The sequence below is a fragment of the Solibacillus sp. FSL W7-1464 genome (genome assembly GCF_038004425.1).
In the GTDB taxonomy this organism is placed as follows: domain Bacteria; phylum Bacillota; class Bacilli; order Bacillales_A; family Planococcaceae; genus Solibacillus.
Genome location: NZ_JBBORC010000001.1, coordinates 839,177 through 864,721, shown reverse-complemented (window position 1 = coordinate 864,721; position 25,545 = coordinate 839,177). Strand labels below are relative to the sequence as shown.

The 25,545-nt window shown below is 38.6% G+C and carries 28 protein-coding genes; 11 read left to right on the top strand and 17 right to left on the bottom strand.

Going from position 1 to position 25,545, the window contains the following annotated elements:
• Positions 1 to 56: 56 nt before the first annotated feature.
• Entirely contained in the window at positions 57 to 485 is a 429-nt protein-coding gene (locus MKZ25_RS04070) for a TlpA family protein disulfide reductase (protein ID WP_340800262.1), read from the bottom strand.
• A gap of 226 nt (positions 486 to 711) precedes the next feature.
• Here MKZ25_RS04070 and MKZ25_RS04065 point away from each other — a divergent pair, with 226 nt between their 5' ends.
• The 5 genes from MKZ25_RS04065 to MKZ25_RS04045 are packed head-to-tail and all read left to right on the top strand — an operon-like array spanning position 712 to position 5,040.
• Positions 712 to 1,254, top strand: a complete 543-nt coding sequence (locus MKZ25_RS04065) for a helix-turn-helix domain-containing protein (RefSeq protein WP_340800261.1) — start codon at positions 712 to 714, stop codon at positions 1,252 to 1,254.
• A 16-nt stretch (positions 1,255 to 1,270) separates the two neighbouring features.
• Positions 1,271 to 2,371: an ABC transporter ATP-binding protein gene (locus MKZ25_RS04060; RefSeq protein WP_008403481.1), complete on the top strand. Its 1,101-nt coding sequence runs from the start codon at positions 1,271 to 1,273 to the stop codon at positions 2,369 to 2,371.
• Positions 2,364 to 3,167 (top strand): ABC transporter permease, encoded by an 804-nt coding sequence (locus MKZ25_RS04055; protein ID WP_340717504.1) that lies wholly within the window; start codon positions 2,364 to 2,366, stop codon positions 3,165 to 3,167. Before MKZ25_RS04060 ends, MKZ25_RS04055 begins: the two co-directional genes overlap by 8 nt.
• A complete protein-coding gene (locus tag MKZ25_RS04050; RefSeq protein WP_339197949.1) occupies positions 3,167 to 3,967 on the top strand; it encodes an ABC transporter permease in 801 nt (266 codons plus the stop codon). Before MKZ25_RS04055 ends, MKZ25_RS04050 begins: the two co-directional genes overlap by 1 nt.
• Positions 3,964 to 5,040 (top strand): ABC transporter substrate-binding protein, encoded by a 1,077-nt coding sequence (locus MKZ25_RS04045; RefSeq protein WP_340800260.1) that lies wholly within the window; start codon positions 3,964 to 3,966, stop codon positions 5,038 to 5,040. The genes MKZ25_RS04050 and MKZ25_RS04045 overlap by 4 nt, the downstream gene beginning before the upstream one ends.
• Positions 5,041 to 5,263: 223 nt before the next feature.
• On the opposite strand, the gene MKZ25_RS04040 is transcribed toward MKZ25_RS04045, so the two are convergent.
• Positions 5,264 to 5,725, bottom strand: coding sequence for an 8-oxo-dGTP diphosphatase (locus tag MKZ25_RS04040; RefSeq protein ID WP_340800259.1), 462 nt, complete (start codon positions 5,723 to 5,725; stop codon positions 5,264 to 5,266).
• Between the two features lie 215 nt (positions 5,726 to 5,940).
• On the opposite strand from MKZ25_RS04040, the gene MKZ25_RS04035 reads away from it, so the two are divergent.
• The gene (locus MKZ25_RS04035; RefSeq protein ID WP_340800258.1) at positions 5,941 to 7,128 is read left to right on the top strand and encodes an MFS transporter; all 1,188 of its coding nucleotides are present in this window, start codon (positions 5,941 to 5,943) and stop codon (positions 7,126 to 7,128) included.
• A 48-nt stretch (positions 7,129 to 7,176) separates the two neighbouring features.
• Here MKZ25_RS04035 and MKZ25_RS04030 read toward each other — a convergent pair whose 3' ends face one another.
• From MKZ25_RS04030 to MKZ25_RS03975, 12 genes are all read right to left on the bottom strand, one after another.
• Positions 7,177 to 8,298, bottom strand: coding sequence for an N-acetyldiaminopimelate deacetylase (locus tag MKZ25_RS04030; protein WP_340800257.1), 1,122 nt, complete (start codon positions 8,296 to 8,298; stop codon positions 7,177 to 7,179).
• A 14-nt stretch (positions 8,299 to 8,312) separates the two neighbouring features.
• Positions 8,313 to 9,026: a 2,3,4,5-tetrahydropyridine-2,6-dicarboxylate N-acetyltransferase gene (gene dapD / locus MKZ25_RS04025; RefSeq protein WP_340800256.1), complete on the bottom strand. Its 714-nt coding sequence runs from the start codon at positions 9,024 to 9,026 to the stop codon at positions 8,313 to 8,315.
• A gap of 76 nt (positions 9,027 to 9,102) precedes the next feature.
• Positions 9,103 to 10,002, bottom strand: coding sequence for a LysR family transcriptional regulator (locus tag MKZ25_RS04020; protein ID WP_340800255.1), 900 nt, complete (start codon positions 10,000 to 10,002; stop codon positions 9,103 to 9,105).
• A gap of 71 nt (positions 10,003 to 10,073) precedes the next feature.
• Positions 10,074 to 10,517, bottom strand: coding sequence for a cyclic-di-AMP-binding protein CbpB (gene cbpB / locus MKZ25_RS04015; RefSeq protein ID WP_340717495.1), 444 nt, complete (start codon positions 10,515 to 10,517; stop codon positions 10,074 to 10,076).
• A gap of 215 nt (positions 10,518 to 10,732) precedes the next feature.
• Entirely contained in the window at positions 10,733 to 10,963 is a 231-nt protein-coding gene (locus MKZ25_RS04010; protein ID WP_340800254.1) for a short-chain dehydrogenase, read from the bottom strand.
• 87 nt (positions 10,964 to 11,050) lie between these two features.
• Complete coding sequence (gene fadH, locus MKZ25_RS04005) at positions 11,051 to 11,818, bottom strand: 2,4-dienoyl-CoA reductase (RefSeq protein WP_340800252.1); 768 nt, start codon at positions 11,816 to 11,818, stop codon at positions 11,051 to 11,053.
• Between the two features lie 406 nt (positions 11,819 to 12,224).
• Positions 12,225 to 14,399: an RNA degradosome polyphosphate kinase gene (locus MKZ25_RS04000; protein ID WP_340800251.1), complete on the bottom strand. Its 2,175-nt coding sequence runs from the start codon at positions 14,397 to 14,399 to the stop codon at positions 12,225 to 12,227.
• A 1-nt stretch (position 14,400) separates the two neighbouring features.
• Positions 14,401 to 15,942, bottom strand: a complete 1,542-nt coding sequence (locus tag MKZ25_RS03995; protein ID WP_340800250.1) for a Ppx/GppA phosphatase family protein — start codon at positions 15,940 to 15,942, stop codon at positions 14,401 to 14,403.
• Positions 15,943 to 16,151: 209 nt separating this feature from the next.
• A complete protein-coding gene (locus MKZ25_RS03990) occupies positions 16,152 to 17,057 on the bottom strand; it encodes a chemotaxis protein (RefSeq protein ID WP_340802971.1) in 906 nt (301 codons plus the stop codon).
• Positions 17,058 to 17,150: 93 nt separating this feature from the next.
• Positions 17,151 to 18,017 (bottom strand): NAD(P)-dependent oxidoreductase, encoded by an 867-nt coding sequence (locus MKZ25_RS03985; RefSeq protein WP_340800249.1) that lies wholly within the window; start codon positions 18,015 to 18,017, stop codon positions 17,151 to 17,153.
• 332 nt (positions 18,018 to 18,349) lie between these two features.
• Entirely contained in the window at positions 18,350 to 18,535 is a 186-nt protein-coding gene (locus MKZ25_RS03980) for an aspartyl-phosphate phosphatase Spo0E family protein (RefSeq protein ID WP_340800248.1), read from the bottom strand.
• 91 nt (positions 18,536 to 18,626) lie between these two features.
• Positions 18,627 to 18,815, bottom strand: coding sequence for a hypothetical protein (locus MKZ25_RS03975; protein ID WP_340800247.1), 189 nt, complete (start codon positions 18,813 to 18,815; stop codon positions 18,627 to 18,629).
• Positions 18,816 to 18,999: 184 nt separating this feature from the next.
• On the opposite strand from MKZ25_RS03975, the gene MKZ25_RS03970 reads away from it, so the two are divergent.
• The 3 genes from MKZ25_RS03970 (at position 19,000) to MKZ25_RS03960 (ending at position 20,672) form a co-directional block, all read left to right on the top strand.
• On the top strand, positions 19,000 to 19,185 hold the full coding sequence (locus MKZ25_RS03970) for a YkvS family protein (protein ID WP_008403508.1): 186 nt from the start codon (positions 19,000 to 19,002) through the stop codon (positions 19,183 to 19,185).
• Between the two features lie 84 nt (positions 19,186 to 19,269).
• The gene (locus MKZ25_RS03965; RefSeq protein WP_340800246.1) at positions 19,270 to 19,881 is read left to right on the top strand and encodes a CPBP family intramembrane glutamic endopeptidase; all 612 of its coding nucleotides are present in this window, start codon (positions 19,270 to 19,272) and stop codon (positions 19,879 to 19,881) included.
• Positions 19,882 to 19,943: 62 nt separating this feature from the next.
• Positions 19,944 to 20,672 (top strand): chemotaxis protein, encoded by a 729-nt coding sequence (locus tag MKZ25_RS03960; protein WP_340800245.1) that lies wholly within the window; start codon positions 19,944 to 19,946, stop codon positions 20,670 to 20,672.
• Between the two features lie 45 nt (positions 20,673 to 20,717).
• Here MKZ25_RS03960 and MKZ25_RS03955 read toward each other — a convergent pair whose 3' ends face one another.
• On the bottom strand, positions 20,718 to 21,164 hold the full coding sequence (locus tag MKZ25_RS03955) for a MarR family winged helix-turn-helix transcriptional regulator (protein ID WP_340800244.1): 447 nt from the start codon (positions 21,162 to 21,164) through the stop codon (positions 20,718 to 20,720).
• Positions 21,165 to 21,467: 303 nt separating this feature from the next.
• Positions 21,468 to 22,928 (bottom strand): ATP-binding protein, encoded by a 1,461-nt coding sequence (locus MKZ25_RS03950; protein ID WP_340800243.1) that lies wholly within the window; start codon positions 22,926 to 22,928, stop codon positions 21,468 to 21,470.
• A 165-nt stretch (positions 22,929 to 23,093) separates the two neighbouring features.
• Here MKZ25_RS03950 and MKZ25_RS03945 point away from each other — a divergent pair, with 165 nt between their 5' ends.
• Entirely contained in the window at positions 23,094 to 24,827 is a 1,734-nt protein-coding gene (locus MKZ25_RS03945) for a B12-binding domain-containing radical SAM protein (protein ID WP_340800242.1), read from the top strand.
• Positions 24,828 to 24,889: 62 nt separating this feature from the next.
• Here the strand turns inward: MKZ25_RS03945 and MKZ25_RS03940 are convergent, their stop codons facing one another.
• On the bottom strand, positions 24,890 to 25,057 hold the full coding sequence (locus MKZ25_RS03940) for a hypothetical protein (RefSeq protein WP_340800241.1): 168 nt from the start codon (positions 25,055 to 25,057) through the stop codon (positions 24,890 to 24,892).
• Positions 25,058 to 25,198: 141 nt separating this feature from the next.
• Here MKZ25_RS03940 and MKZ25_RS03935 point away from each other — a divergent pair, with 141 nt between their 5' ends.
• A complete protein-coding gene (locus tag MKZ25_RS03935; protein ID WP_340800240.1) occupies positions 25,199 to 25,486 on the top strand; it encodes a transposase in 288 nt (95 codons plus the stop codon).
• Positions 25,487 to 25,545: the final 59 nt, after the last annotated feature.

Genomic DNA, 25,545 nt, shown 5'->3' with positions numbered 1-25,545 from the left:
TTCTCCTCCGAACATCCTGCTGCCACTAGTTTAACTCATCAAAAGCGCTGTTGTCATTAAATTATACGCTCTATTTTCTGTTGCAATAATTTTAATGCAAAGTACCCTGCCTTAAAAAATCGTAATTGCTGCTGTTGATCAAATATATAGTACGCAGGTACGAACTTGTTTCCAAACCTGTCGCTTATCATTAGTTCATTGTCCAGGTAAACAGGGTATATTATTTCCAATTGCTTTATTTTTTCTTTTACAAGGGCTTCCGAATAATCCGATTCTTCCCTTGGCATATGAATCGCATGAACCGATAACCGATCACCGAATATACGTTCCAGTTCCTTCAGGTTCTTGATGGACTGGGCACACTCCGAACAGCTCATTGACCAGAAATATACCAATGTTGCTTTAGCACTTTCTTCATTAGTATTCTCCCTATTTAAGATTTTCGTTGCGCCACTTAACGAAGGCATTATTGTTCGAATCCTCATTTATACTCACCTCGTTGTAACATATGTAATGACGGTTTTTTCGGTACCATTCAAATGACCTAATACATAGATCAATATATATTTGGTCAAGACCCTTGAAAATACACGTTTATTATGTATAATTATTATTGCTCTCGTAAACTTAAAGTAATGTAAAAGTAAACTTCCTTACTCAAGGTTTATATACAGTAAACTATTGAGCGAAAAATATAAGGGGTGTGACTACATGCAAATTGGTTCAAAAATTAAAGCCCTGCGTATAAAGAAAGGGCTAACCCAGGAAGAGCTCGGGGAACGTACCGATTTAACAAAAGGCTATATCTCCCAACTGGAGCGCGATTTGAATTCCCCTTCCATCGAAACATTGTTCAACTTACTGGAAGTTCTCGGGTGTTCACCACGGGACTTTTTTGATGATACGCAAACTAACGAAAAAATTGTTTTCACGAAAGATGATCAAACCTGCTTCATTGACCAGGATAAAAAATATGAAATCGAGTGGCTTATCCCTACTTCAAATGAAAAGGAAATGGAGCCTGTTTTCATTACATTGCAAAAAGATGCAGAATTTAAAGCATTTGAGCCGTCACTGGCGGAAACCTTTATCTATGTGCAAAAAGGGCGTATTCGAGTCGTTCTTGGCAATGATGAATATATCGCAAGTGAAGGCGATGCCGTATATTACGAAGCATCTTCCAACCATCAAATTTTCAATGCGCACAGTGGCATAACAAAATTGCTTCTTGTCGCGACACAATCATATTTATAAACTAGGAGGATGCAAAATGGATAACACAATTATTCGATTTGAAAATGTCACAAAATCATACGATGACGGGACTGTAGTTTTAAAAAATATTAACTTTGAATTGGAACGAGGTAAGTTCTACACATTACTCGGACCATCCGGATGCGGGAAAACAACGATTTTACGTATTATTGCCGGTTTTACCGATGCTTCTACAGGGGATGTGTTTTTCAACGGGAAACGGATCAATGATGTTCCTGCAAATGAACGCCAAGTAAATACGGTATTCCAGGATTATGCGCTTTTCCCTCACTTGAATGTTTTTGAAAACGTAGCATTTGGCTTACGTATCAAAAAAGTGAAAGAAGCGGAAGTGAAGGAACGTGTGCAGGAAGCGCTGAAATTCGTTAACTTGGCAGGTTACGGCAGCCGTGAAATTTCGGAAATGTCAGGTGGTCAGCGTCAGCGTGTTGCGATTGCCCGTGCGATCGTCAATGATCCGGACGTGATTTTACTTGATGAGCCTTTATCTGCGCTTGATTTGAAATTACGTACAGAAATGCAATACGAGCTTCGCGAACTGCAGCAGCGTCTTGGTAAAACATTTATATTTGTTACGCATGACCAGGAAGAAGCGCTTGCAATGAGTGATGAAATTTTTGTTCTTTCCCAAGGAGAAATTAAACAATCGGGTACACCTGTTGATATTTACGATGAGCCTATCAACCGTTTTGTTGCTGATTTTATCGGTGAATCCAATATTGTAGACGGTATCATGATTGAAGATTACCGTGTGAAATTTGCTGGAAAAGAGTTTGAATGTGTCGATGCCGGGATGAAACCGAATGAAAAAATTGATATTGTCATTCGTCCGGAAGACTTGGAAATTACGACACCGGAAAACGGCAAGCTTATCGTAACAGTAGATACACAGCTGTTCCGCGGCGTGCACTACGAATTATCGACATATGATAAAGACGGCAATGAATGGCTTGTCCACTCATTGAAAAAAGCGGAAGTTGGCGCAGAAATCGGATTGGACTTTGATCCGGAAGCAATTCACGTAATGCGTTTAAACGAAACGGAAGAAGATTTCGATAAACGTTTAGAAGCGTATGGGGATGAAGAACATGAATAAAACAGCTAAAGGACCGTTAATCCCCTACGTATTTTGGATAATTTTATTCGTTATCGCACCAATTGCGTTAATCGTCTATTATTCAGTTCTTGATTTAAACGGGAACTTTACATTGGCCAACTATGCGAAGTTCTTTACACCGGTTTATTTGAAAATGACATTGAGCAGTTTCTGGTATGCATTTCTAATTACATTATTCACCTTATTATTTGCCTACCCTACTGCATACTTACTGACTAAAACGAAGCATAAACAGCTATGGCTTATGCTGATCATTATTCCTTCTTGGATTAACCTGCTGTTAAAAACATATGCATTTATCGGGATTTTCGGTTTGTACGGCCCGATCAATGCAATGATTGAAGTATTTGGTTTTGATCCAAAGCAAATTTTGTTCACAGACTTCAGTTTCGTATTTGTATCGGTATATATTTTCATTCCGTTTATGATTATTCCGATTTTCAACTCATTGGATAAAATGAACCCTTCACTTATTTACGCTTCGCGCGACTTAGGGGCAAATGCATGGACAACTTTCCGACGTGTCATTTTCCCGCTGACAATCGACGGCGTAAAATCAGGTATTCAAGTAACATTCATTCCGGCATTGTCACTGTTCATGATTACACGCTTAATTGCCGGAAATCAGGTTATTACTTTAGGTACGGCGATCGAGCAGCAGTTCCTTGTTTCCCAAAACTGGGGTATGGGTTCGACAATTGCCGTGTTCCTAATTTTATTCATGGTGCTCACAATGCTGTTCACGAAACAAAAATCTAAAGGAGGACGTGTCTGATGAAAAAGTTGTCCGCTATGTCGAAAGTATATTTACTTTTCGTATTCGCGATCCTTTACGCACCAATATTTTATTTAATTTTCTACTCCTTTAACAGTGGCGGCAGCATGAATAATTTCGAGTCATTCACACTTGAGCACTATGCGGCTGTATTTGAAGATTCACGACTAATTATTATTTTGCTGAACACAGTACTCGTTGCCCTTTTATCTGGTTTGATCGCAACGATTATCGGAACACTTGGAGCGATTGGTATTGTTTCATTGAAAGACAAAAAGATGCGCAATACTTTGCTTTCTTTGAATAATGTTCTGATTGTTTCGCCTGATGTTGTAATCGGTGCAAGCTTTTTAATTTTATTTACGATGATTGGTGTAAAACTAGGATTCGCTTCAGTACTAGTATCCCATGTCGCGTTCAGTGTACCGATCGTTGTTCTTATGGTTTTACCGAAATTGCTTGAAATGAACACTTCCCTGATCGATGCTGCACGAGATTTAGGTGCTACGAAGCGCGATGTGTTGACACGTGTTATTTTACCGTATATTTCACCAGGTATTTTCGCCGGTTTCTTCATGGCATTGACGTATTCGCTGGATGACTTTGCGGTTACATTTTTCGTAACAGGAAATGGCTTCAGTACATTATCTGTAGAAATTTACTCAATGGCCCGTGCCGGCATTTCGTTAACGATCAATGCTATTTCAGGGCTGGTATTTGCTGTAACGGTATTAATCGTTATCGGATACTACTTTATTAACAAACGTTCAAAATCAGTAGCAACGGGGGGACAACGATGAGAGAACTAGTTCAAGCAACGGCTGCCATTGTCATTGTATGTGCCCTGCTGTTTTTTACAGTTGACCGTATGCAATCAGCTGGTTCAGCAGGAAGTAAAGATACATTAACGGTTTATAACTGGGGGGAATATATCGACCCGGAATTAATCGATAAGTTTGAAGAAGAAACTGGAATTAAAGTAACGTATGAAACATTTGATTCAAATGAAGCGATGTTGACGAAAGTACAGCAAGGCGGCTCTGCCTATGATATTGCGGTCCCTTCCGAATATACGATTGAATCAATGAAGGAAGATGGCCTGCTTATTCCTATTGATCATAACTTAGTTCCGAATCTGCAAAATATTAATGAAGACTTTCTGGATTTGCCGTTCGATCCTGGTAACGAATACTCCATTCCTTATTTCTGGGGAACGGTTGGAATTGTCTATAATCCGAATTTAATCGATGACCATCTAACGTTCGAAACTTGGGAGGATTTATGGGATCCTTCATTAAAAAGTAAAGTATTCCTGGTCGATGGTTCACGGGAAGTAATCGGAATGGGACTGAACTCAATCGGTGAGTCGCTGAATGTGAAAGATGATGATTTATTGCGTAAAGCGACAGATCACTTAATTGAGCTTTCTCCAAATATTAAAGCCATTATCGGTGATGAAATTACACCGCTTATGATAAATAATGAAGCATCTGTAGCATTAACGTTCTCCGGTCAGGCTGCAGATATGATGTGGGAAAATGAAGAATTGGAGTTTGCTGTACCGCTAGAAGGCTCTAACTTATGGTTCGATAATATGGTGATTCCAAAAACTTCTCAAAATATCGAAGGTGCCCATAAATTTATCAACTTCATGCTTGATGCCGAAAATGCTGCGCAGAATGCAGATTATGTCGGCTATTCAATACCAAATGAAGCCGCTTGGGAACTGATGGATGAGGAAGTTATTAGCGATGAACGCTTCTACCCGCCACATGACCAGCGTGAAAAATTGGAAGTTTACGAAAACCTTGGCCTTGAATGGCTAGGCAAATACAACGAATATTTCCTTGAATTTAAAATGAGCTTGAAATAAGAACAAAAGTGCTAAAGCGCCCGTTCAGCCCCGACAGGCATTGAAGAGCCCGACTAGAAAGTAAACGTTTCACCACTTTCGACGGCGGGATTGAAATGACCGAGGGGCTGGCGCTTTAGCCTGGACGCAAATAACATTTTATTTAAAAGCTATCCATAATGCCAGAATCTATAATTTCCTTAACTTTACGAAAGCGTGGCCAATTTTATTGGCCACGCTTTTTTTACAGCTTATGTATAATACGCTTGTCTATTTGATTGTTTTGTTCATCCCACATTGTATGGATTTCAAATGTTCCCGGCTCGAAGAACAAATCGAAGCGTACTTGTATGTCTTCTTGCATCGGGTAATATTTGGCCTCGCTTATTTTCACCCATTCCAGCTCCCCTTCTGTGCAGGAGTCTAAAACTTCCCCCGTAAAATCATCCGTCCAGTAATTATAAATAATAAAATGATCGTGCAGCTCAGAGTTCGTATAATGCGAAATTCCTTTAAACACTAAAGACTGTACTTCCAACCCAGTCTCTTCTTTTACTTCCCGGATTGCCCCTTCAGCAAAGCCTTCTGGAAAATCCACTTTACCACCCGGTGGAATATATCCTTTGAAATGATCATGCTGGCGGTTGAGCAGCAATACTTTATCCTCTTTTTGTATCATGACAACAGTCCAAAATTTATAATTCATCCATACCTCCCCTTTCACCAAAAGCTACAATTTACTGGATTCTCTATAATTAGCATATTTACAATTCAATTATCGCATATAAATGCCCCGTGCTAACAAATTCTTTACTATGATTTGACATGAATAAATGCAATTTTGAAATTTTTGGAGTATGATATTTAATATAAATATATATTTCTAGTATCGAAATACCCAAATAGGAAGGCTGGCATTCAATGACAGAAAAGTCCAATAAGTTAGCGCTTTATTTATTAATGTTTAATATGTTCATCACAATGGGCGGTATCGGAATTATAGTTCCTGTAATGCCGGCCTATTTGCAAGTGTTCGGCGTCGGCGGACAAGTGCTCGGATTTTTAATTGCAGGCTTCGCTCTTGCACAGTTTCTGTTCTCTCCGGTTGCCGGAGACTTATCGGACCGCCATGGCCGGAAAATGTTTATTATTGGTGGACTGATCGTGTATGGCTCTTCACAAATTTTATTCGGTCTCGCTTCAGAAGTATGGGTTTTATTTTTAGCACGTTTTTTAAGCGGAACAGGCGCGGCATTTATTATGGCGCCAATTATGGCATTTGTGGCCGATATTACGACATACGAAGAGCGCGGCAAAGGGATGGGTATGATCGGTGCAGCAATGTCTTTAGGCTTTATGGTCGGTCCGGGTGTCGGCGGATTCTTATCTGAAGTGAATTTGACATTCCCTTTCTTTTTAGCCGGAGCAGTAGCTTATATGGCAGCAATCTTGTCGGCTATCTATTTACCTAATATTAAAAATATTCGGGAGACCATTGCGCCTCGTGAAAAGCTGTTTAGACAAATGGTCAAATCTGTGAAGACCTCCTATTTTATCTTTTTAATCATCGTCTTCACATTCAGTTTTGGTATTGCCAATTTCCAGGCAACTTTAACGCTTTATTTAGACCATAAATTTGGTTATACCCCATCCGAAATTGCCATTATTTTAACTGTCGGCGGGTTTGCGGGTGTAGTGCTGCAAATGTTTGTAGTGAATAAATTGTTTAAACGTTTCGGGGAAATGAGAGTTATTCTGGTCAACTTATTGTTGGCAGCCGCGATGATGCTGCTCGTGATTTATATCAGTGGCTTTTTCATTATTTTAGTTGTCGCTACACTGTTCTCAATTGCCACAACATTTATTCGTCCAGCAGTAAATACACTCATCTCTAAGCTTGCTGGTAATGAACAAGGCTTTGCTGCCGGTATGAACAATGCTTATATGAGTCTTGGTAACATGTTTGGTCCGGCACTTGCAGGGGTCCTGTTCGATTGGAACCCGCATTCTCCATATATTTTAGGCTCCTGCGTGCTTGTCGGCTGTTTCACACTTGCCTATTTATGGACAGTCAAAAAAGCACCTCATTTAATGAGAGCCACATCATAAAAGAAAAAAGGGTTATCCAAAATTAAATTGGATAGCCCTTTTTATTTGTTAAACAAGCTGGCGGATAAATTGTTCGACAAAGCGGCAATTTAGAGGAATGAGCGACTCGTCCGGTGCCATTTTAGCATGGTGGAGTCCGTAGTTTGAATTGGCTCCTGTCCAGAACATCGCACCTGGCAAATCCTTGATGAAATAACCGAAGTCTTCACCTGTCATTGCAGCAGGGCATTCATAAGCGGTTGTCCCTTCAAATTGTTCGGCAAACTCCAGAAGTGCATTCGCACAATTCGCATTATTATTCACCTCATAATACATTGAACCGTAATCAATAGCGATAGCGCATTCAAATGAGGCTTCAATTCCTTTGCATATTGCTTCAATACGACGCTTCACTTCTGCCATTGCCTGTGCATTCAACGTTCGAATCGTTCCTTCAAGACGCGCATTTTCCGCGATGACGTTTTGAACTGTACCGGAAGTCATCTTCCCGATTGTGATGACTGCACTATCCATTGGATCGACATTACGGCTAATAATTGTTTGCAGCTGCATAACTAAATTGGCTGCCGCTATGGTCATATCCCTTGTTTTATGTGGATAGGCTGCATGACCGCCAATCCCTTTCAAGTCAATAAACAGCTCGGAAGTATTGGCAAACAGCAGTCCTGGTCTTGTTGCAATCGTACCTACCGGGTATTCCGGTGCGATATGCAATGCGTAGATCTCATCTGCTACAAGATGCGGCTGTTCTGCTTTCAGCCATTCCAGCATCGGCTCAGCCCCACCCGGACCTTCTTCGGCAGGCTGAAAGTAAACAACGACATTTTGAACAGGAGGCTGGTTTGAAAACGCCTCGACAAGCCCAAGCGCAATAGCCATATGGAAATCATGACCGCATGCATGCATAAATCCGGCATATTCCGATTCAAACGGGAGTCCCGTCTCTTCTTGTACAGGAAGTGCATCTATATCGGTACGCCAACCGATCAGCTTTGATGGGTTCGTTCCTTGTATAAATACAACAATTCCTGTTCTCCAAGTCGTTATTTGTATATGCTGCTGATTTAGATTTGAAATGAATTCAAGTAAATAACTCTGAGTTTTAAACTCATTAAAGCCTACTTCAGGAATTTTATGTAGGTCTCGTCTTAGTTCAATAAGATGACTCATGTCGTTCCCGCCTTTTATAAATTACGCAATGAATCGATAATTTCTGTTTTCGACTTTGTCTTTTCGTCCAATACTTTAATTTGACGAGCAGGTACGCCTGCAACTACTGTATATGGCTCAACGTCCTTAATAACGATTGCCCCGGCCGCTACTACTGCACCTTTACCGATGCGAATCCCTTCTAATACAACGGCATTTGCACCGATGACAACATCATCTTCTACAACAACCGGTAACGCGCTCGGCGGTTCCACTACACCTGCAAGAACAGTTCCTGCACCAATATGGCAGTTATCTCCTACTGTTGCACGGCCACCTAGTACCGCGCCCATATCAATCATGGATTTCGCACCAATTTCTGCACCAATATTAATGATAGCACCCATCATAATGACCGCATTGTCGCCGATTGTAACTTGATCACGGATTATCGCACCTGGCTCAATACGTGCATTTACTTTTTTCGTATCCAAAAGCGGTACGCCTGAATGGCGACGATCACTTTCCACTACATAGTCTTCAATAAGATCAGCATACTTTTTTAACGATGCTTCAATTTCCGACCATTCGCCAAAAACTACCGCATTATTCCCTTCACCAAACACTTTGCTTTCGGTACCAAATGATAAATCCGCAACACCAATTCCCTTTACATATACTTTTACCGGTGTTACCTTCTTTGCTTCTGAAATAAAGTCAATAATTTGCTGTGCATTTAATTTTTCCATATGACACCCCGCTGCGTGTTAGATTTTTTAACATGGATAATTGTACTAAATTTTCAGTAATATTAAAACTATTTTTTTAGTTCATTTCACTTGGATAATCATACAGGCAGCGTGCATGATCCTGTACTAAATCGACAAAAGCTTCCACTTGACGTAATTCGAATGTCGATTCATACCCGATCAGCCATGTATCACGAGTTAACCCATCGTCATCTCCATTATTAGATAAAGGAATTTTATGAACATTTTCTTCACCATTCAATGTAATGGAAGGTAAAATGGCATATCCGATACCGTTTACTGCCATCTGCTTGCACGTCTCAATCTGATCCACAATGATTTGGTGTCTTGGATTGTAGTTGAAATGACGTTGCCACCATTGCTGAATTTCCTGGTAATAATTCGAATCGCTCTTAAATTGGATAAACGGACGGTCTGATGTCAAAATATCTTCCATATCCTGGATTTCTTTATCTACTAAGTACATTGTATCGCGGAACAAATGAATTTTTTTACCCTTCCATTCTGCCTGCCCGCGGACAATGCCAATATGCGCTTCCCCGTCATAAAGGGCTTTAATGATTTCTGAGCTCCACCCAGTGATTAACGAAATTTTTGTATCCGGATATTTCGTTACATAGTCTTTTAATACTTTTGGCAGCCAGTTTTGACCGACAATCGATGCACAGGCAATTTTTAATGTACCGTGCACTTTTGTATTCAGTGAATGAATTGTTTCAAAAATTTCTTCACGCTTTACAATCAAATCATTTGAATATTGAATGACCAGCTCTCCCGCGGGAGTTGGTGTTAAACCTTTCTGGGAACGAATAAATAATTGGACTCCCCACTCTTTTTCAATTGATTGAAGGCGCTGGGACAGTGCTGGTTGCGTTAAAAAGAGACGCTCTGCCGCCTTCCGCATATTCCCCTCTTCCGCCAACACTTTAATAATTTCTGCTTCTGTTGCTGTCACTGACAAACATCCTTTCCGAACGAACGGTTAAAAAAACGACAAAATCCCTTTAGGACTTTGTCGACTTTTTTTTAAGCGTTGTGCTGGTAAATATATTTCTTTAATTGTTTTAAAATAATTCTTCGCGTCATAATACCGACAAATGTGCCTTCATCATCGACTACACATAAAAAGGCGTGGTTAATTACTAGATCGAGTGCACGTTGAAATGTATCCGTAATTTTTAAATACACAACTTCCTGATTCATGACCTCATCCACACGAATGTCTGCTAATCTATCATATTCAATTCGCTCTAGACCTAAAATAGACTCCGTTATCATTTTGGTGCTTAACAAACCCTTTAAACGATACTTTACATCCAGTACTGGAATAGAAGAATACCCCGTTTTTGTTAAAACTAATAATGCATGTTCAGCGTTGTTGCCACTTTGTACATGGGCTACCTTCTCAGATGAAATTATAAAATCTTTAATAGGCATATCTAGTAAAGCTCTGTTGTTCGTTGAAATCATGACATTCTACTCCTTTATCCCGCTAATAACGAGCAGCACCATACAAAAATAGTTAAAAATTTACTGCTGTTATTCTTTGCCCTGTCTTTCGACAAAACAGTTTCTCTAATCTCTATCATACCATACGGATCATTTTTCTGACTATGAAAGGCGCCTATGATTGCAAAAGAAAAAGCATAATAAGACGAGAAAATACGCCCCATTATGCATTAATTTCAGTAACCCCTTGCCCAATAGTAAAAAATAATGATACCAGTAAATGCGCCAAAAACGGCATACGATAGAATAATCGGGTTGAGCAGGAAAGGATGCTCCTGAATTTCTTCAGGCACTTCCGGATCACGTTCTTGACCGCTGCCCTCTATATTATGCCCAACACGTACCGTTAAATAATAGCCTATAAAACATAATATGATCACAACGAAAATCGTTGGATAAAGCCACATGCCGATTGCGATCGCCTCCTTTTAACAGTTAGCGATAGTATGCAGCAACAATTTGGGATTTATTCATTTTTAAATATTCTGAAACAGTTAGAACGGGTGCTGATTTAGCCATTGTCCGCCATCCAAAGTAATACATTCCCCGTTTAGATAGCCTGCCTTATCCGAAAGCATAAATACCGCCAGATCGGCTATTTCCTCAGGCGTGCCAAGGCGCTTTAACGGAACGGAATCGAGTGTACGTTTCGCTTGTTCTTCCGATTCCCATAGTTTGTCCGCTCCACCTGTCCGCTCAATTGGCCCTGGTGCAATGGCATTTACGCGAATGCCATATTGACCACCCCATTCAACCGCAAGCGAACGTGTCAACGAGAGCACCCCGGCTTTTGCAGCAGCTGAATGAATGACACCAGCTCCTGCCCCCCAGGCATATGTAGCCACCATATTGACAATCGAACCTTTTATGCCATTTTCTATCCAATAACGACCAATTGCAGAAGTACAATAAAATGTTCCATTCAACACAATATCAATAACGGCCTTCCATCCGTTTGGCGATAATTTTTCCGCTTGTACTAAAAAGTTCCCTGCAGCATTGTTCACCAGGCCGTCTACTTGGCCAAATTTTTCAGCTGCAAATACAACCATTGCCTGTGCATGTTCCGGTTCGCGAACATCCATTTGAAATGTCTCAATTGTAGAGCCAAACGCCTCTATTTCCTTCTTTGCATTGGCCAAACGCTCCAAGTCACGTCCGGTGATTACCACATTTGCCCCTTCTTTCACGAACTGCTTTGCCATACCGAGGCCCATCCCGCTAGAGCCGCCTGTAATTATAATCGTTTTGCCTTGTAACATTTTATCCATCCCCTTCACCTATAAAATGAACAGTCATTCATAAATAGAGTTTACTATAAGAGAGCGGAAATAAATACTAAAATATAAAATATTCTGCTTTATGCTGCATTTTACTGTTTTTTCATCTATTTTTGTGAAGAACAGGATGAGTGATAAACCCTATTATCTAATATATCGGCAAATTGTCTAATATAAATTTATTTGTTCTAATAAAATCGCAATGTTCTAATATATCTTCAACATGTTCTAAAATGTATGCGCATTGTTCTAAAATTCCCTACAGATTTTCTAATATCTCGTCTCATTATTCTATTATCCATCACAATTGTTCTAATAGAAACCGCAGCGTCCCTTACCAACAAATTTTAAAGCTATGAACATCTCGTCCATAGCTTTATCTGTTTTACTATTCCTCTATAATAGGACCGAGGGATTCGGCTAAAAAGATTTCTTGACTGTTGATCCGCGTTTTACGGTGATGGTCTTCTTTATAGTGGTATTTTCCATTGGAGTCCTGGATTCGTACTTTTTGATTATCTTTAATTTGGAGTAGCATAATACGCTGGATCCGGTATTTTATTTCGGGTGAATAGATGGGAAATAATATTTCCACACGTTTAATCATATTCCGTGTCATCATATCTGCAGAAGATAAGTATAGATTCTCTTCCCCATTATGATGGAACCAGAAAATCCGGGAATGCTCAAGGAAACGCCCAACAATACTCAAAACGGTTATATTTTCCGAAATCCCCGGGATGCCTGGACGCAGACAGCAAATACCGCGAATAATCAGCTCGATTTTCACTCCTGCGATTGATGCCTCGTACATTTTCATCATTAAATCCTTGTCCGTTAAAGAATTCATTTTGGCCCGAATAAACCCGTTTCCATATTTTTTATGTAACGCGATTTCCCTATCAATTAAATGAAGGAATTCATCTCGAATATCAAAAGGCGCGACGACAATATGATGGAATTCAGGTTTATCAGTATAACCGCTTAAATAATTAAAGAAGTTTGTCGCATCAATACCAAATTCTTTATGCGATGTAATAATCCCCATATCCGTATAGATCTTTGCAGTAGCATCATTATAATTGCCCGTTCCCAAATGCACAAAACGTTCTATTTTTCCATTGCGTCGACGGACAACAAGTGTAATTTTTGAATGGGTTTTCAAATTATTCATTCCATAGATAACGAGGCATCCTGCTTGTTCTAGCTGTTTCGCCCAATGTACATTATTCTCCTCATCAAAGCGCGCTTTTAACTCTACTAAAACTGTCACCTGTTTCCCGTTTTCCGCTGCCTGCTTCAATGCTTGAATAATCGGCGAATTCCCGCTTACCCTGTAGAGCGTTTGCTTAATTGCCAATACACTCGGATCTTCCGCTGCTTCTGCGATAAAATCAACAATCGGGCCAAATGATTCATACGGATGATGAAAAAATATATCCTGGGTCAACGCTTTTTCAAAAATATTTTCGTCTGATTGTAAATCATGAGGAGGCTGTGGAATAAAACTTACATATTCCAAATGTTCCCGTCCTACAGAAATCTCTTTTACAAAGCCGAACATTGCCGTTAAATCGAGTGGGCCATCAATTTTGAAAACATCGGACTCGCCCAGTTCAAACTCACCCAGTAAGTAATCCAGCACCTCATCAATCATTTCACCGTCACGTACTTCCAAACGTGAACCGACACCCCATTTACGTTTTTTCAGCTCCTTTTCAATTTCCACTAACAGATCTTGAGCACCTTCCTCATGAATGGTCAAATCGGCATTTCTCGTTAACCTGAATGCTTGTGTCGATTTCACCTTATAGCCTAAAAATAACCGGTCGATATTACTTGAAATGACATCTTCCAACAATACGAACACCGTCTTTTTGCCTTTTGACGGTATTTTTATGAAACGGTTCAGTACGGACGGCACTTGGACAATTGCTACTTTATCCATATTGTTTTCCATGTCCTCATTGCTGTTTTCCAGCATGACAAGCAAGTTGAGCGTACGCCCTAGCAATGTGGGAAACGGGCGATAAGCATCGACCGCAATAGGTGTAAGGACAGGAAATATCGTTTCTTCAAAAAACTCATTCATGTAACTTTTTTCTTGTTCATTCAGCATCTTCAAGTCAACGATATGCACGTCTTCCTTCGGTAAAAGCTCATGCACTAAATGGCGATATACTTCTGTTTGGCGTCTTACCAATGCTTGAGTACGTTCAGCAATTTTTGCAAGCTGCTCTTTCGGTGTTAAACCTGATTTATTTTCGGGCTTATGATAGCCGGCACGAATTTGGTCTTGCAAACCCGCAACCCGAACCATGAAAAATTCATCCAAATTGGAACTGAATATCGCCAAAAATTTCATCCGCTCCAACAACGGATTATTTGTATCTTCGGCTTCTTCCAATACTCGTTCATTAAACGCGAGCCAGCTCAGCTCACGGTTGTTGTAGTACTGGGGCTTTGCGATTTCCACAAGCAGCTCATTTCTGTAACCTGGACTATTTTCGAATTCTTCACGTTCCGGATCAAAAAGCGGATCCTTTTCCATATTCATTGTCATATCAACCCTGCCTTTCTTCCCTGAACTTAAGTTTTACCTCGCCTTTGAAAACACGTTCGATATGCTTTTTCTGTTTTTCCGCCTGAGCCATTTCTGCTATTGCACGCTCAGAAGTCAGTACTTCTATGTGAAATTGGTTGTTTACTTTTTCAATCGCAATATTTTTTACGACATTGCGTTTCGTCATATTTAAAGCGTAAACAAATTTTAAAATTGCGCCAAATTCACGCAGCTTTTTTAATTCTTCTTTCGAAATCCAAGAATCGAATGGTCGTGTAAAACGGAAAAAGTAATCTCGGTTTTTATACGATGCCAGCAATGCCAGTTTAACCCGATTTATATGCGACAAACCTGGTATCGACTGATTGGAGATCAAATAAAACGTATGCTGACTGGAGGAATCCAGCTCAATATATTCTCCGATTCCATAAACCTTTGCCGCTTTCTTTAATAGCTGTAAATCTGCTTCACTATATTCAAATAGCTTCAAATTAATGCAGCCCCTGTATAATTGCTCTGTCAGAGATTCCAATGTTTGGACTTCCTCTTCCTTTCGCCCATAGGCTAATGCAAGCTGCCGGCCACTTTCTTCAAAAACATTATATTTGTCATAGGCTTCGGGATTCCCTTGCAAAACACGGCTAATGATGAGCCCTTCCCGCAAACCTTTTTTACTCACCTGGAAACAATTCGAATTAACTGTAGACATGAGTGCCATAAAAACTTCCAATGCCGGAACGATAATATCTGCCCGATCTGAAGAAAGCCCATCAAGCTGCTTCAAACTATCGTAAGAAAATTCTGTCAAATAGTCGCGCAGTTGTTGTAAGTCGCCTCCGTTCATTTCGTATTGATGAACACCTGATAGCGGATAGCCTACTTTCTGCTGATGAACCTGAGCGATGTTACGTGCACTTCCCCCAATTGCAATAATCGGTAATCCAATATCTATAATCCACTTTAATGATGAAAATTGCTCCTTTACAAAGGCACGCAGCTTTTCACGTTCGGTTTTATTGATTATCGTGCCGCTTACGAATTTTTGTTTTAAGGAAACCGTACCGAATGGAAAGCTGATCGTTTTTTGGAGCCTTTTATTGATGAATAATGTTATTTCAGTGGAACCACCACCAATATCAATCGTTACTGCCGACGGGGTATCCATTGAATGGGCTACTGCGACGAACCCGTAATATGCTTCTTCTTCTTCCGTCAGAATATCAATTAGAATACCTGTTTCTTCCTTCATACGGGCGATGATTTTATCATTATTGATCGCTTGACGTACCGCAGCAGTTGCAGCAGCTTTAACGTCTGTCACATGATAATCCGCCAATATTAAGCGGAATGATTTTAACGTCTCAGCCAATAGCTGAATGCCTTCTTCGGACATTTCTCCGTTCGGCAGTAAATATGTGCGCAGTCGGGCAACGGTTTTAATATTTCCGAATTCCTTCAGCCCCTCATTTTTATCATAGGAGTATAGTACAAGGCGAATCGTGTTAGAACCAATATCAATAATGGCTGTTTTAATTTTTTTCATACTACGTTTCACTTCCTTCTGAATACGTTTCTATTCTTATACACTCTTTTTTAGCGCTTCCTTCTAAGAAAAATTGCTGCTATCGTACAACATTTATAAATGATTTCCATTTCAGTTTACAAAAAAAGCCGGAATAACTTTTTCAAGTATCCGGCTTTCTCATTATTCTATACACTTTAAAACAATGCATCAATTATTAAATAAATTTTTTAGAGAATCAACTTATCCATACGTAAAATTAATTCTGCAATTTCTGGTTTTGATATTTGCTCTTCCGCTCCTACCTGTTCACCTTTATGACGTAAATCATCGGTAATCAGACTTGAGAAGATAATGACCGGAAGCTTTTTAAGATCTGCATGTGATTTAATTTTTTTAGTTAAGTGATGTCCATCCATTTGGGGCATTTCAATATCTGTAATCACTAGCTGAACATGATTTTCAATTTGTTTATCCGCCTTCGCCAACGCTTCCAAATACTCGTATGCATCACGACCGTTTTCGAAGAACTCCGTATTCACGTAGCCTGCTTCATTCATTGTATCAAATAATAGTTTACGCAATAATGGTGAATCTTCCGCAATAATAACTTTCTTTTCAGTACGTTCTCGCTTACCAAGTTTCTTGACAGCATCTACGCTTATGCTGGATTCAGGGTTAATGTCAACCATGATTCGTTCAAAGTCCAGTAGTAGGATCATTTCATCGCGAGCCTTGATTACGCCAATTACCTGAGATGTTCCACCTTGATACATATCTGAAGGTTTTTCAATCTGATCCCAGGAAATACGGTGAATTTGTGTAACATTATCCACATGGAATACCACACGTTGCTTATTAAATTCAGCCACAATATATTTTTGCTGTGGATTTCGGTTTTCTGTAGGTATCCCTAATACTTTTAACATATCTACAACCGGCAATACTTCTCCGCGTAGTTGAATTATGCCTTCAACATGCGGATGTACATGTGGAATAAATGTCACGGGTATTGGCTGTATAATTTCTTTTACCTTAATTACATTTATACCAAACTTATTATTAGCCACTTCAAATTCAACAATTTCAAGCTCATTTGTTCCACTTTCTAGTAAAATCCCTTTCTTATGCTCCACTACAAGTCTCTCCTTCCAAACTGCCACGCTTACAATACCCCTATTGTATCATAAGAACTATTTAACTACTATCTATTATTATGCCCTTTGTACTCACCCGTAATACTTGATTAATGCTTGTGTACCATTGTCTCCATAGCCTTCTTCAAGTAACTGTTCGTACATAGATTTCGCTAAAGTTAAGCCTGGTAATTGGAGATTCATGCGCTCCGCTTCATCAAGCGCAATCTTCATATCTTTAATAATATGTTTAATGTAAAAGCCCGGCTCCAGGTTCCCCTTCAACATACGCGGAGCTAGATTGGATAGCGACCAGGAACCTGCTGCCCCTGCTGTAATCGAACGAAGTACTTCATCCATTGTCAGCCCTGCTTTTAACCCATAAGCCATAGATTCGCACACACCAATCATGCCGGATGCGATTGCAATCTGATTGCACATTTTCGTATGTTGCCCGCTGCCCGCAACACCTTGGTAAACAATATTTTGTCCAAACAGTTCGAAAATCGGCTGCAGTTTTTCAAATACATCTTTGTCGCCACCAACCATAAGAGATAATGTACCATTTTTTGCACCGATGTCTCCTCCTGATACCGGTGCGTCAAGGCTATGCAATCCACGTTCTGTTGCTTCGTGATAAAGTTTTTTTGCAAGCGTCGGTTCGGAAGTCGTCATATCGATGACAATCGCACCTTTTTTCGCTGCAGAGTAAATACCGTTCTCCCCAATGTATACTTCTTCTACATCTTTTGGATAACCAACCATCGTAAAGATAATCTCCTGCGCTTTACTTGCTTCTGCTGGTGTTTCCGCCCATTTTGCGCCTGCAGCAAGAAGTTCTGCAGCTTTGCTTTTTGTTCTTGTATAAATTGTTACTTCATGTCCCGCGTTCAGCAAATGCATGACAATGCTTGCCCCCATTACGCCAGTACCGATAAACCCTATTTTTTTTGATTCCATATGTATGCCCCTTTAGTATTTTCTTTTATTTTAACAAAATCAGGGAGAACTTCAATGTCAGTGTATTTTAATAATTCAATATAAAATTTATCCTTCTTGATGAAGCAGGTTGTTTTCCATATAAGGTCAACCCTCTTAAGCATCTGAATTTTGTTAGTAGGATTTAAAGAAAATGAAGGAATAAATTAAAATTTCGTGCATATATAAAAAAAGAGAGCAGTAGCGTTGGTCCGCTTCTACTCTAAAGGGGGAAATGAGAATGTTGCTGTGTTCAAGATTACTCTTCCCTTCTCATCACTGTTTTAAACATAAAATTTATAATTATTTTTAATTTAATGTTTATAAAACAGATGTGCACTTCTGGACTGATTAAAAGCATTCATTAAATTGTCTACTTGGACGCTTAGCTGGAGCGTTTTATCACTTCGTAAACCGTTTTCTAAACCTGATTGAATCATTTGTTTGCGCTTTTCTTCAATTTCCAATAGTAGTGCCTCATTCGGGATAGGTCTACCCAAATTGTCTCCTCCTTTTTTAAGTCAATTACCATTATTATACCCATTTTGTAATCTTCTTACAAAATAATCATTATTCAAAATTCGACAATAATTACGCTCTTGAATTTTCCGAAAATGTATACACTACATCCCCGCCCTGTTTTGCCTCGCCACGGAAGTTTTTAAATTGTTCATCCTTAATAAGGTGTTCACGAAACTGAAGAAATTCCTCTTTTTTTATAATCACAGATTGTAATTCACCATTGCGCAATTGATCGAGAATTGTTTTATAGTCTGTCATATGGATCCCTCTTTCCATTTTTTTATGTATAAATCCAATATATCAAACTCTCAACCGAAATGAAAAATTAAATATATTCCAAATAAACCCTAGTAAATTAATAAAATTATTCAAACTAATTGAATTTTGTAGTATAATTTCAAGCAAACTGTTAATTAGTAGTCGATGAAGGGACTGACTGTGTATGAAAATTGCGGAAGTTGGAAATATAATCGAGTTTAAAGACGGCTTAAAAGGTGTCGTCGAAAAAGTAAATGAGAATTCCGTTATCGTAGATATAACGATTATGGATAATTTTCATGATTTAGAAATGGAAGAAAAGACAGTTGTAAATCATAAACGGTATAAAATATTAGCTAATAACGAATAATTTAATGCAAATTACCCTTTTTAACATTGATATGATGATAAAAAGGGTAATTTTTGTTACGATACGTAAGGGGAGGTTAAGCTATTGAAAAACAGAAAACAAATCATTACACTCCTTCTGGCATTAGTTTTTATTTTCAGCATGATGTTTTTTACATTTTATGAAAAATCGATTTTCTGGTATTTATATGCCTTTACATTACTGGTTGGAATTGCAATCAGCTTAGTGGCAGGTAAATTTGAAGACCGTATCCCGACGTGGCAATATTTAATCTACGGTATCGGGTACGGGACGATTACGTACGGGATTGTAAAACTCGGTTATATGTTAATGCCTTATCTCGATAAAAGCGCATCAAAGGATATAACGAAATTTTTGGATATATATGGTCCACAAAATATTTTCCATTACTTAATGCTCATTTTTATCGTTGCCGTAGGAGAAGAAATATTTTGGCGAGGCTATGTTCAGCAGCAGTTGAAACAATTCACATCACCTTTCTGGGCTGTCGTAATCACTTCTATGCTATTTTCGCTGTCTCTGGCCATTAGCGGGTTCCTTCCTGGTGCACTTGCCGCTATTATCGCTGGTATCCTTTGGGGAGCGCTCTATGAGTGGAAAAAAAGTTTACCGCTAATTATCGTTACCCATATCGTCTTTGTTTTACTATTATTTTTAGTTTTACCATTATTCTGATACAATTAAAGCAGAAACTTATCTTTCTAAATTCCGTCTATACAAATAAAAGGGGGATCCATATGAAGAAATCAATTTATCAAGTCGGGGCCGTAGTAATTTTATCTGCATTTTTGGCAGCTTGTAATACGGATACAGACGAGCCTACAACATCAAATGCAGCAAGTGAAGAACCTACTGAAACAGAACAAGTGCAAACCGAAGAACAGCAAGAGACAAGCGAGACAAATGAGACGAACGAATCGGATGATTCTTCTACAGACCAAAATGAAGAATCTACTGAGCCTTCTGAAGAAACAAAAGCTGAACAGGAAGATAAAGACGATACTGATACACTAACATACATTTCAAATGGCCAGACGTTTGAAGAAAAAGCAGTAACTTCAACAAGTGATGAAATGAATTACACAATTCAGCATTTGGAAAACTATACACTTACTTCTGAAGAACCAGGAGTCGACAGTTTATTAAATAATGCTGATGAAAAAACATCAATGCAGATTGAAGTAGTAAAAAAAGAAGATGTGACTTTTGATCAGCTAAAAGAATCAGCAAAAGAAACAATTTCTGTCATTGCTCCGGAAAGTACAAAGGATCTGGATTTAACATCAACTTTGGAAGAGCGTAAGGAAATTATAAATATTGTTGGTTATGAAGCTTTACTAGAGGATGAAAAGGTTGTTAAGGTTGTAATTGAACGCGATAACCTATTTGTTACGCTAACAATTTACGATAATGTACAAGCGGACTTAACAGACGCCTTCTTACAAATGGGTTTAACAATTCAATAATCACTAAAAAGGACGCCCGTAAATTCCGGGCGTCCTTTCCTTTTTTTAATAGGATAAATCTTTAATAGATAATCCTAGTTTTTTTAATAAATCGATTGCTGTCTGTTTTTCTTCAACTGATAATGCCCCTAAAAGTTCATGAATCTTCTGTTCATGCTCCGGAAACAGCTTGTCCATAAATTCTGAACCGAGTTCGGTAATTTCCGCATACGTGACACGACGATCAGTCGGGCATGAAACACGTGCTAAAAAATTCCGCTTTTCCAACTTATCCACTACGTAAGTAATTGATCCGCTCGCTAATAAAATTTTATTCCCGATTTGCTGCAGGGGCTGGCGACCTTTATGATATAAAAGTTCTAAAACCGCGAACTCTGTAGGATTCAAACCATTAGTTTGTATAAATTGATTTGTAGCTTCACTTATCGCTTTATGTGCTCTTGATAAAACGATAAATAATTTCAACGATTGCTTTACTTCCTCTGAAGCCATAAAAACCATCCTCTATTTTAAATAATCAATTACGCTGTGCGCAATTGCGTAGGATTTAAGGAGGCCCATAAAATGAAACAGCCGGCTTTTGTCCCAATGTGACACTTTTAAGCTAACTCCCTCTTTAAATTCCATTTAATAATCTGTGACATCTGCAAGAAGCTTGGCCAACACGAGATTTCTCAGTCGTTCTACATGGATACAGTGCTCTCACACTCAATTCCTCAGATTTAGCTCGTATTTTCTAAATCTGCTTATTGAAGATGTACATATTATAGCGATGGATTGGAAGTTTTGTCAAAATCACTTCGAAATTGCCGCCATCCTTGCAACTCGCATTGAAAAAGAAGGGGAAGAATTTAAATATTCAATTTCATTTCGTAAATCAAAATCAATTAAAAACTTAGATCCTGCACCTTGCTCACTTTCAATGTGAAGTGTCCCATGATGTTCCTTAATAACAGATTGTACAAGCATTAATCCTAGTCCAGATCCGGTTTCCTTTGTCGTATAAAAAGGATTTAACGCATTTTCTATATCGCTCGCATTCATCCCTTTTCCACTATCCTCAACTGAAAGCTGGAGCGTATTATTGCCGCGGTAAAGTAAACGTACGACGATGTAATTATTCATTTCCATGGCTTCGATAGCATTTTTGAGCAAATTGATGATCATTTGCATCAGGCGATTATAGTCCCCATTTATTCTGTATTCTACTTTTTCGTCATATTCATATAAAATCATGGCATTTGTTTTCATTGCCATTGGCTGCATACGCTGAATTGCCTGGTCTACAACTTCCTTCAGATCGAGCATCTGAAATACTTGTTGCTTCGGTTTTGAAATGTTCAGCAGATCTCCAAGCAAATCATCCATACGCTTCAATTCAGATTCCAGAATTTTGAAATAAGGATGTTCCTGCTCATTTAGACTGCTTTTAATCATTTGAATAAACCCTTGAATCGATGTCATAGGGTTCCGTATTTCATGGGCAATCGATGCAATATTTTGACCGATAAACGATAAAGATTGCTGATGTTCAATCCTTTTCAACAGCATCATCTCTTCCGTTTGATCAATAATCGTTGTTACTAGTATTCCTAAATTTTCATCTACTTTACTAATAAAATTTAAATAAACCGTATTTCCATCTTCAGTTTTTCTCATAACAAAGATGCTGGCCATTTCCCGGTTTGAAATCTTTTTATAGTATTGAGTAATGACTTGGGAATCATATTGGCAATCTTCAAATAAATAGTCATAGCTTCTATTTTCTATTTGAGCAGCCTTTCGATCAAGTAAATGTAATGCCATTGCATTACCAGATATGATTTTTCCATTCAACATTGTTAATATTACACCTTGTGCCATTCCATCAATTAAATTCTGAAACATAAGTGTTTTACTTTTTTCTTCAAATGAAATAACATTGGATGGGTTTACTTGTATTCTCGTGAAAATCAGTTGTTTATGTTCTAGAAAATGACCCCATACTTGAACAGGTATTTTCTGATGATATTTGTTTATTAATGTAAACGTAGCAGTAGATGTAGAATTTTCCTTTACAGAACTAATAAATCGCTCCCATTCACCACTAAGTTTATCCGCACTTTCCCAAAAGCATGTTGGTAAATGAACGGATTGCAATATTTCGTGCGCCTTACTATTCATAAATTCAATTTTACCTTGGCGGTTCAATATAATGATTTGTTCATTGGATTGCTGAAAAAGCTCTTCTAACATACTATTCAATTGACCTTCCACTACACATATTACCCCCCAATTTTAGATATTATAGAATTTTCAGAATTGTATACTTACCGTATATTATTTCATATTACTATTTGGAATAAAATGGGTACATACTCCCATATTGTTTGTATCTGTTTACACTGCTACAATAGACTTTATGAAGAGGAGAATAAAATTATGAAAATTATATTAAGTACACTCAATGCAAAATATATTCATACTAATTTAGCGATTCGCTATTTAAAAGCAGCGGCACTGCCTGAATTCGACTGTGAGCTTGCTGAATATACAATTAAAGACCCGGCTTTCAACATCGTTTCCGATCTTTTTCAAAAGAAACCGGATGTTGTCGGATTCAGCTGTTATATTTGGAATATTAATGAGACGATTGCGGTAATGCGTATGTTAAAAACGGTATTGCCCAATGTCAAGATCGTATTAGGCGGACCTGAAGTTTCCTATGATGTCCATGAGTGGATCCGTAAACATGAAGAAATTGACTTCATTATCATGGGTGAAGGCGAAGTTTCATTTAAAGAAATGCTCCGCCACTTCAATGGTGAGATACCACTTGAAAAAGTGCCTGGTATTTGCTATCTAGAAGAAGGAAAATTAAAAATCCATGCACAGCCACCCAAAATAGATTTGCGTGAAATTGCTACCCCTTTCCGGTTTGAAGAAGATTTACCTCACCTTGGCAAAAGGATCCAATATATTGAAACGAGCCGTGGATGTCCATTCAGCTGCCAATTCTGCTTATCGTCAATAGAAGTCGGAGTACGTTATTTCAATCGTGAAAAGATTAAAGAAGATATTCGCTACTTAATGAATAACGGTGCAAAAACGATTAAATTCGTAGACCGTACCTTCAATATCAGCCGCAGCTATGCGATGGAAATGTTCCAGTTTTTAATTGATGAACATCAGCCAGGTGTCGTATTCCAGTTCGAAATTACAGCGGATATAATGCGTCCTGAAGTCATCCAATTCTTAAATGATCATGCACCGAAAGGGCTGTTCCGTTTCGAGATTGGTGTCCAGTCAACAAATGACTTAACGAACGACCTTGTCAAACGTCGTCAAAACTTTGAAAAGCTTACGCGTACTGTCACAATGGTAAAAGAAGGCGGCAAAATCGATCAGCACCTTGATTTAATTGCCGGCTTGCCAGAAGAGGATTATTCGTCTTTCCGCAAAACATTTAATGATGTATTTGCAATGCGCCCCGAGGAACTGCAGCTTGGCTTCCTGAAACTGCTTCGCGGGACAGGCCTGCGATTGGAAGCGGAAAAGTACGGCTACACATATGTTGATATTTCTCCATATGAAATTTTCTCAAATAATGTATTAACTTTCGATGATATTGTCCGGATTAAACATGCGGAAGACGTGCTGGAAAAGTATTGGAATGCACACCGTATGGACAATACCATTGAATATTTAGTAACAAAAGTATTTGAAACCCCATTCGATTTCTTCCAAAGCTTCGGCACATATTGGGAAACAAAAGGCTGGTCACGTATCGGACATCAGCTTGAAGATTTATTCCGCCGTTTACTTGAGTTCCTACAAACAGTCGAGCATGCCGATTTAGAGGTAATTACAAGCTTGATGAAATACGATTTCTTGCAAGGTCAGCAGTTCCAGCCGCGTAAACTTTGGTGGGACGATCGTCTTTCTGATGTTGAAATGAAAGATGTCTATGCACGAATTAAAGAAAATCCTTCTCTTGCAGGTGAGGAATTTGAAGCAATGCAGATTACTGAACGCGAATTATTCAAGCATTCATTAATTATTCCATTCCATATCGATTTACAAAATTACGAAATCGGTGCACCACAAAAGAAAACCGGCTATTTATTCACATACTTCCGCAATGGACAACAGCCATACTTCAGCACTTTCAATTAACTCAAAAAGCGCTGCAAACTCTTAATAGGGAGTGTGCAGCGCTTTTTTTATGAAATGACAACTTATTGCTTATTTGATTTAGAATTATCCGTTTGCTTTTCCTGTGGACTATTTTTGTATTGTTCTTCCGTTAAATCATTGTCTTCACGAAGATCCAAATCATCCGGATTTAATTCCGGTCCAACCTCTTCTTTCATATTTTGTCGGTCATTCCCTTTCTTTTTCTCCATAAGATCACCTCCATTATATAAATTAACCATTCGGCTATTATCTATTCCGCAGATATGGTGAGACATAGCTGCAGCAAGCCTATTCGTTTTATACCCCAAAAAAGAGGGCATAATTCAAATAAGAAGAAAGGAGTGCTATTTTTGAAAATATTTTTAGTTATTTCAAGTATTTTTGTTCCGCTTATTATGGTTCTTCTAAGTAAGAAATTCAGTAAGTCCTCTCTTGTTTTCAATGTACTCGCTGTTATTTTTGTCATTATTTTCGGCAGTATTGCATCTACTTCGATTTATCAGATCATTATTGATGATGCTGTATTTATGACGAAAATCCACGGTCTGTTTTTAAATGAGCTCTTTTTGATTTCCGGCGCATATATCGGAGTATTTACTATTTACAGACTGATGATTCTCACAATAAATGAAAAATAGCTGCGCTGAATTAAAGAACGCCCATTCCCTATAAGGAAATGGACGTTTTTACGAATTAT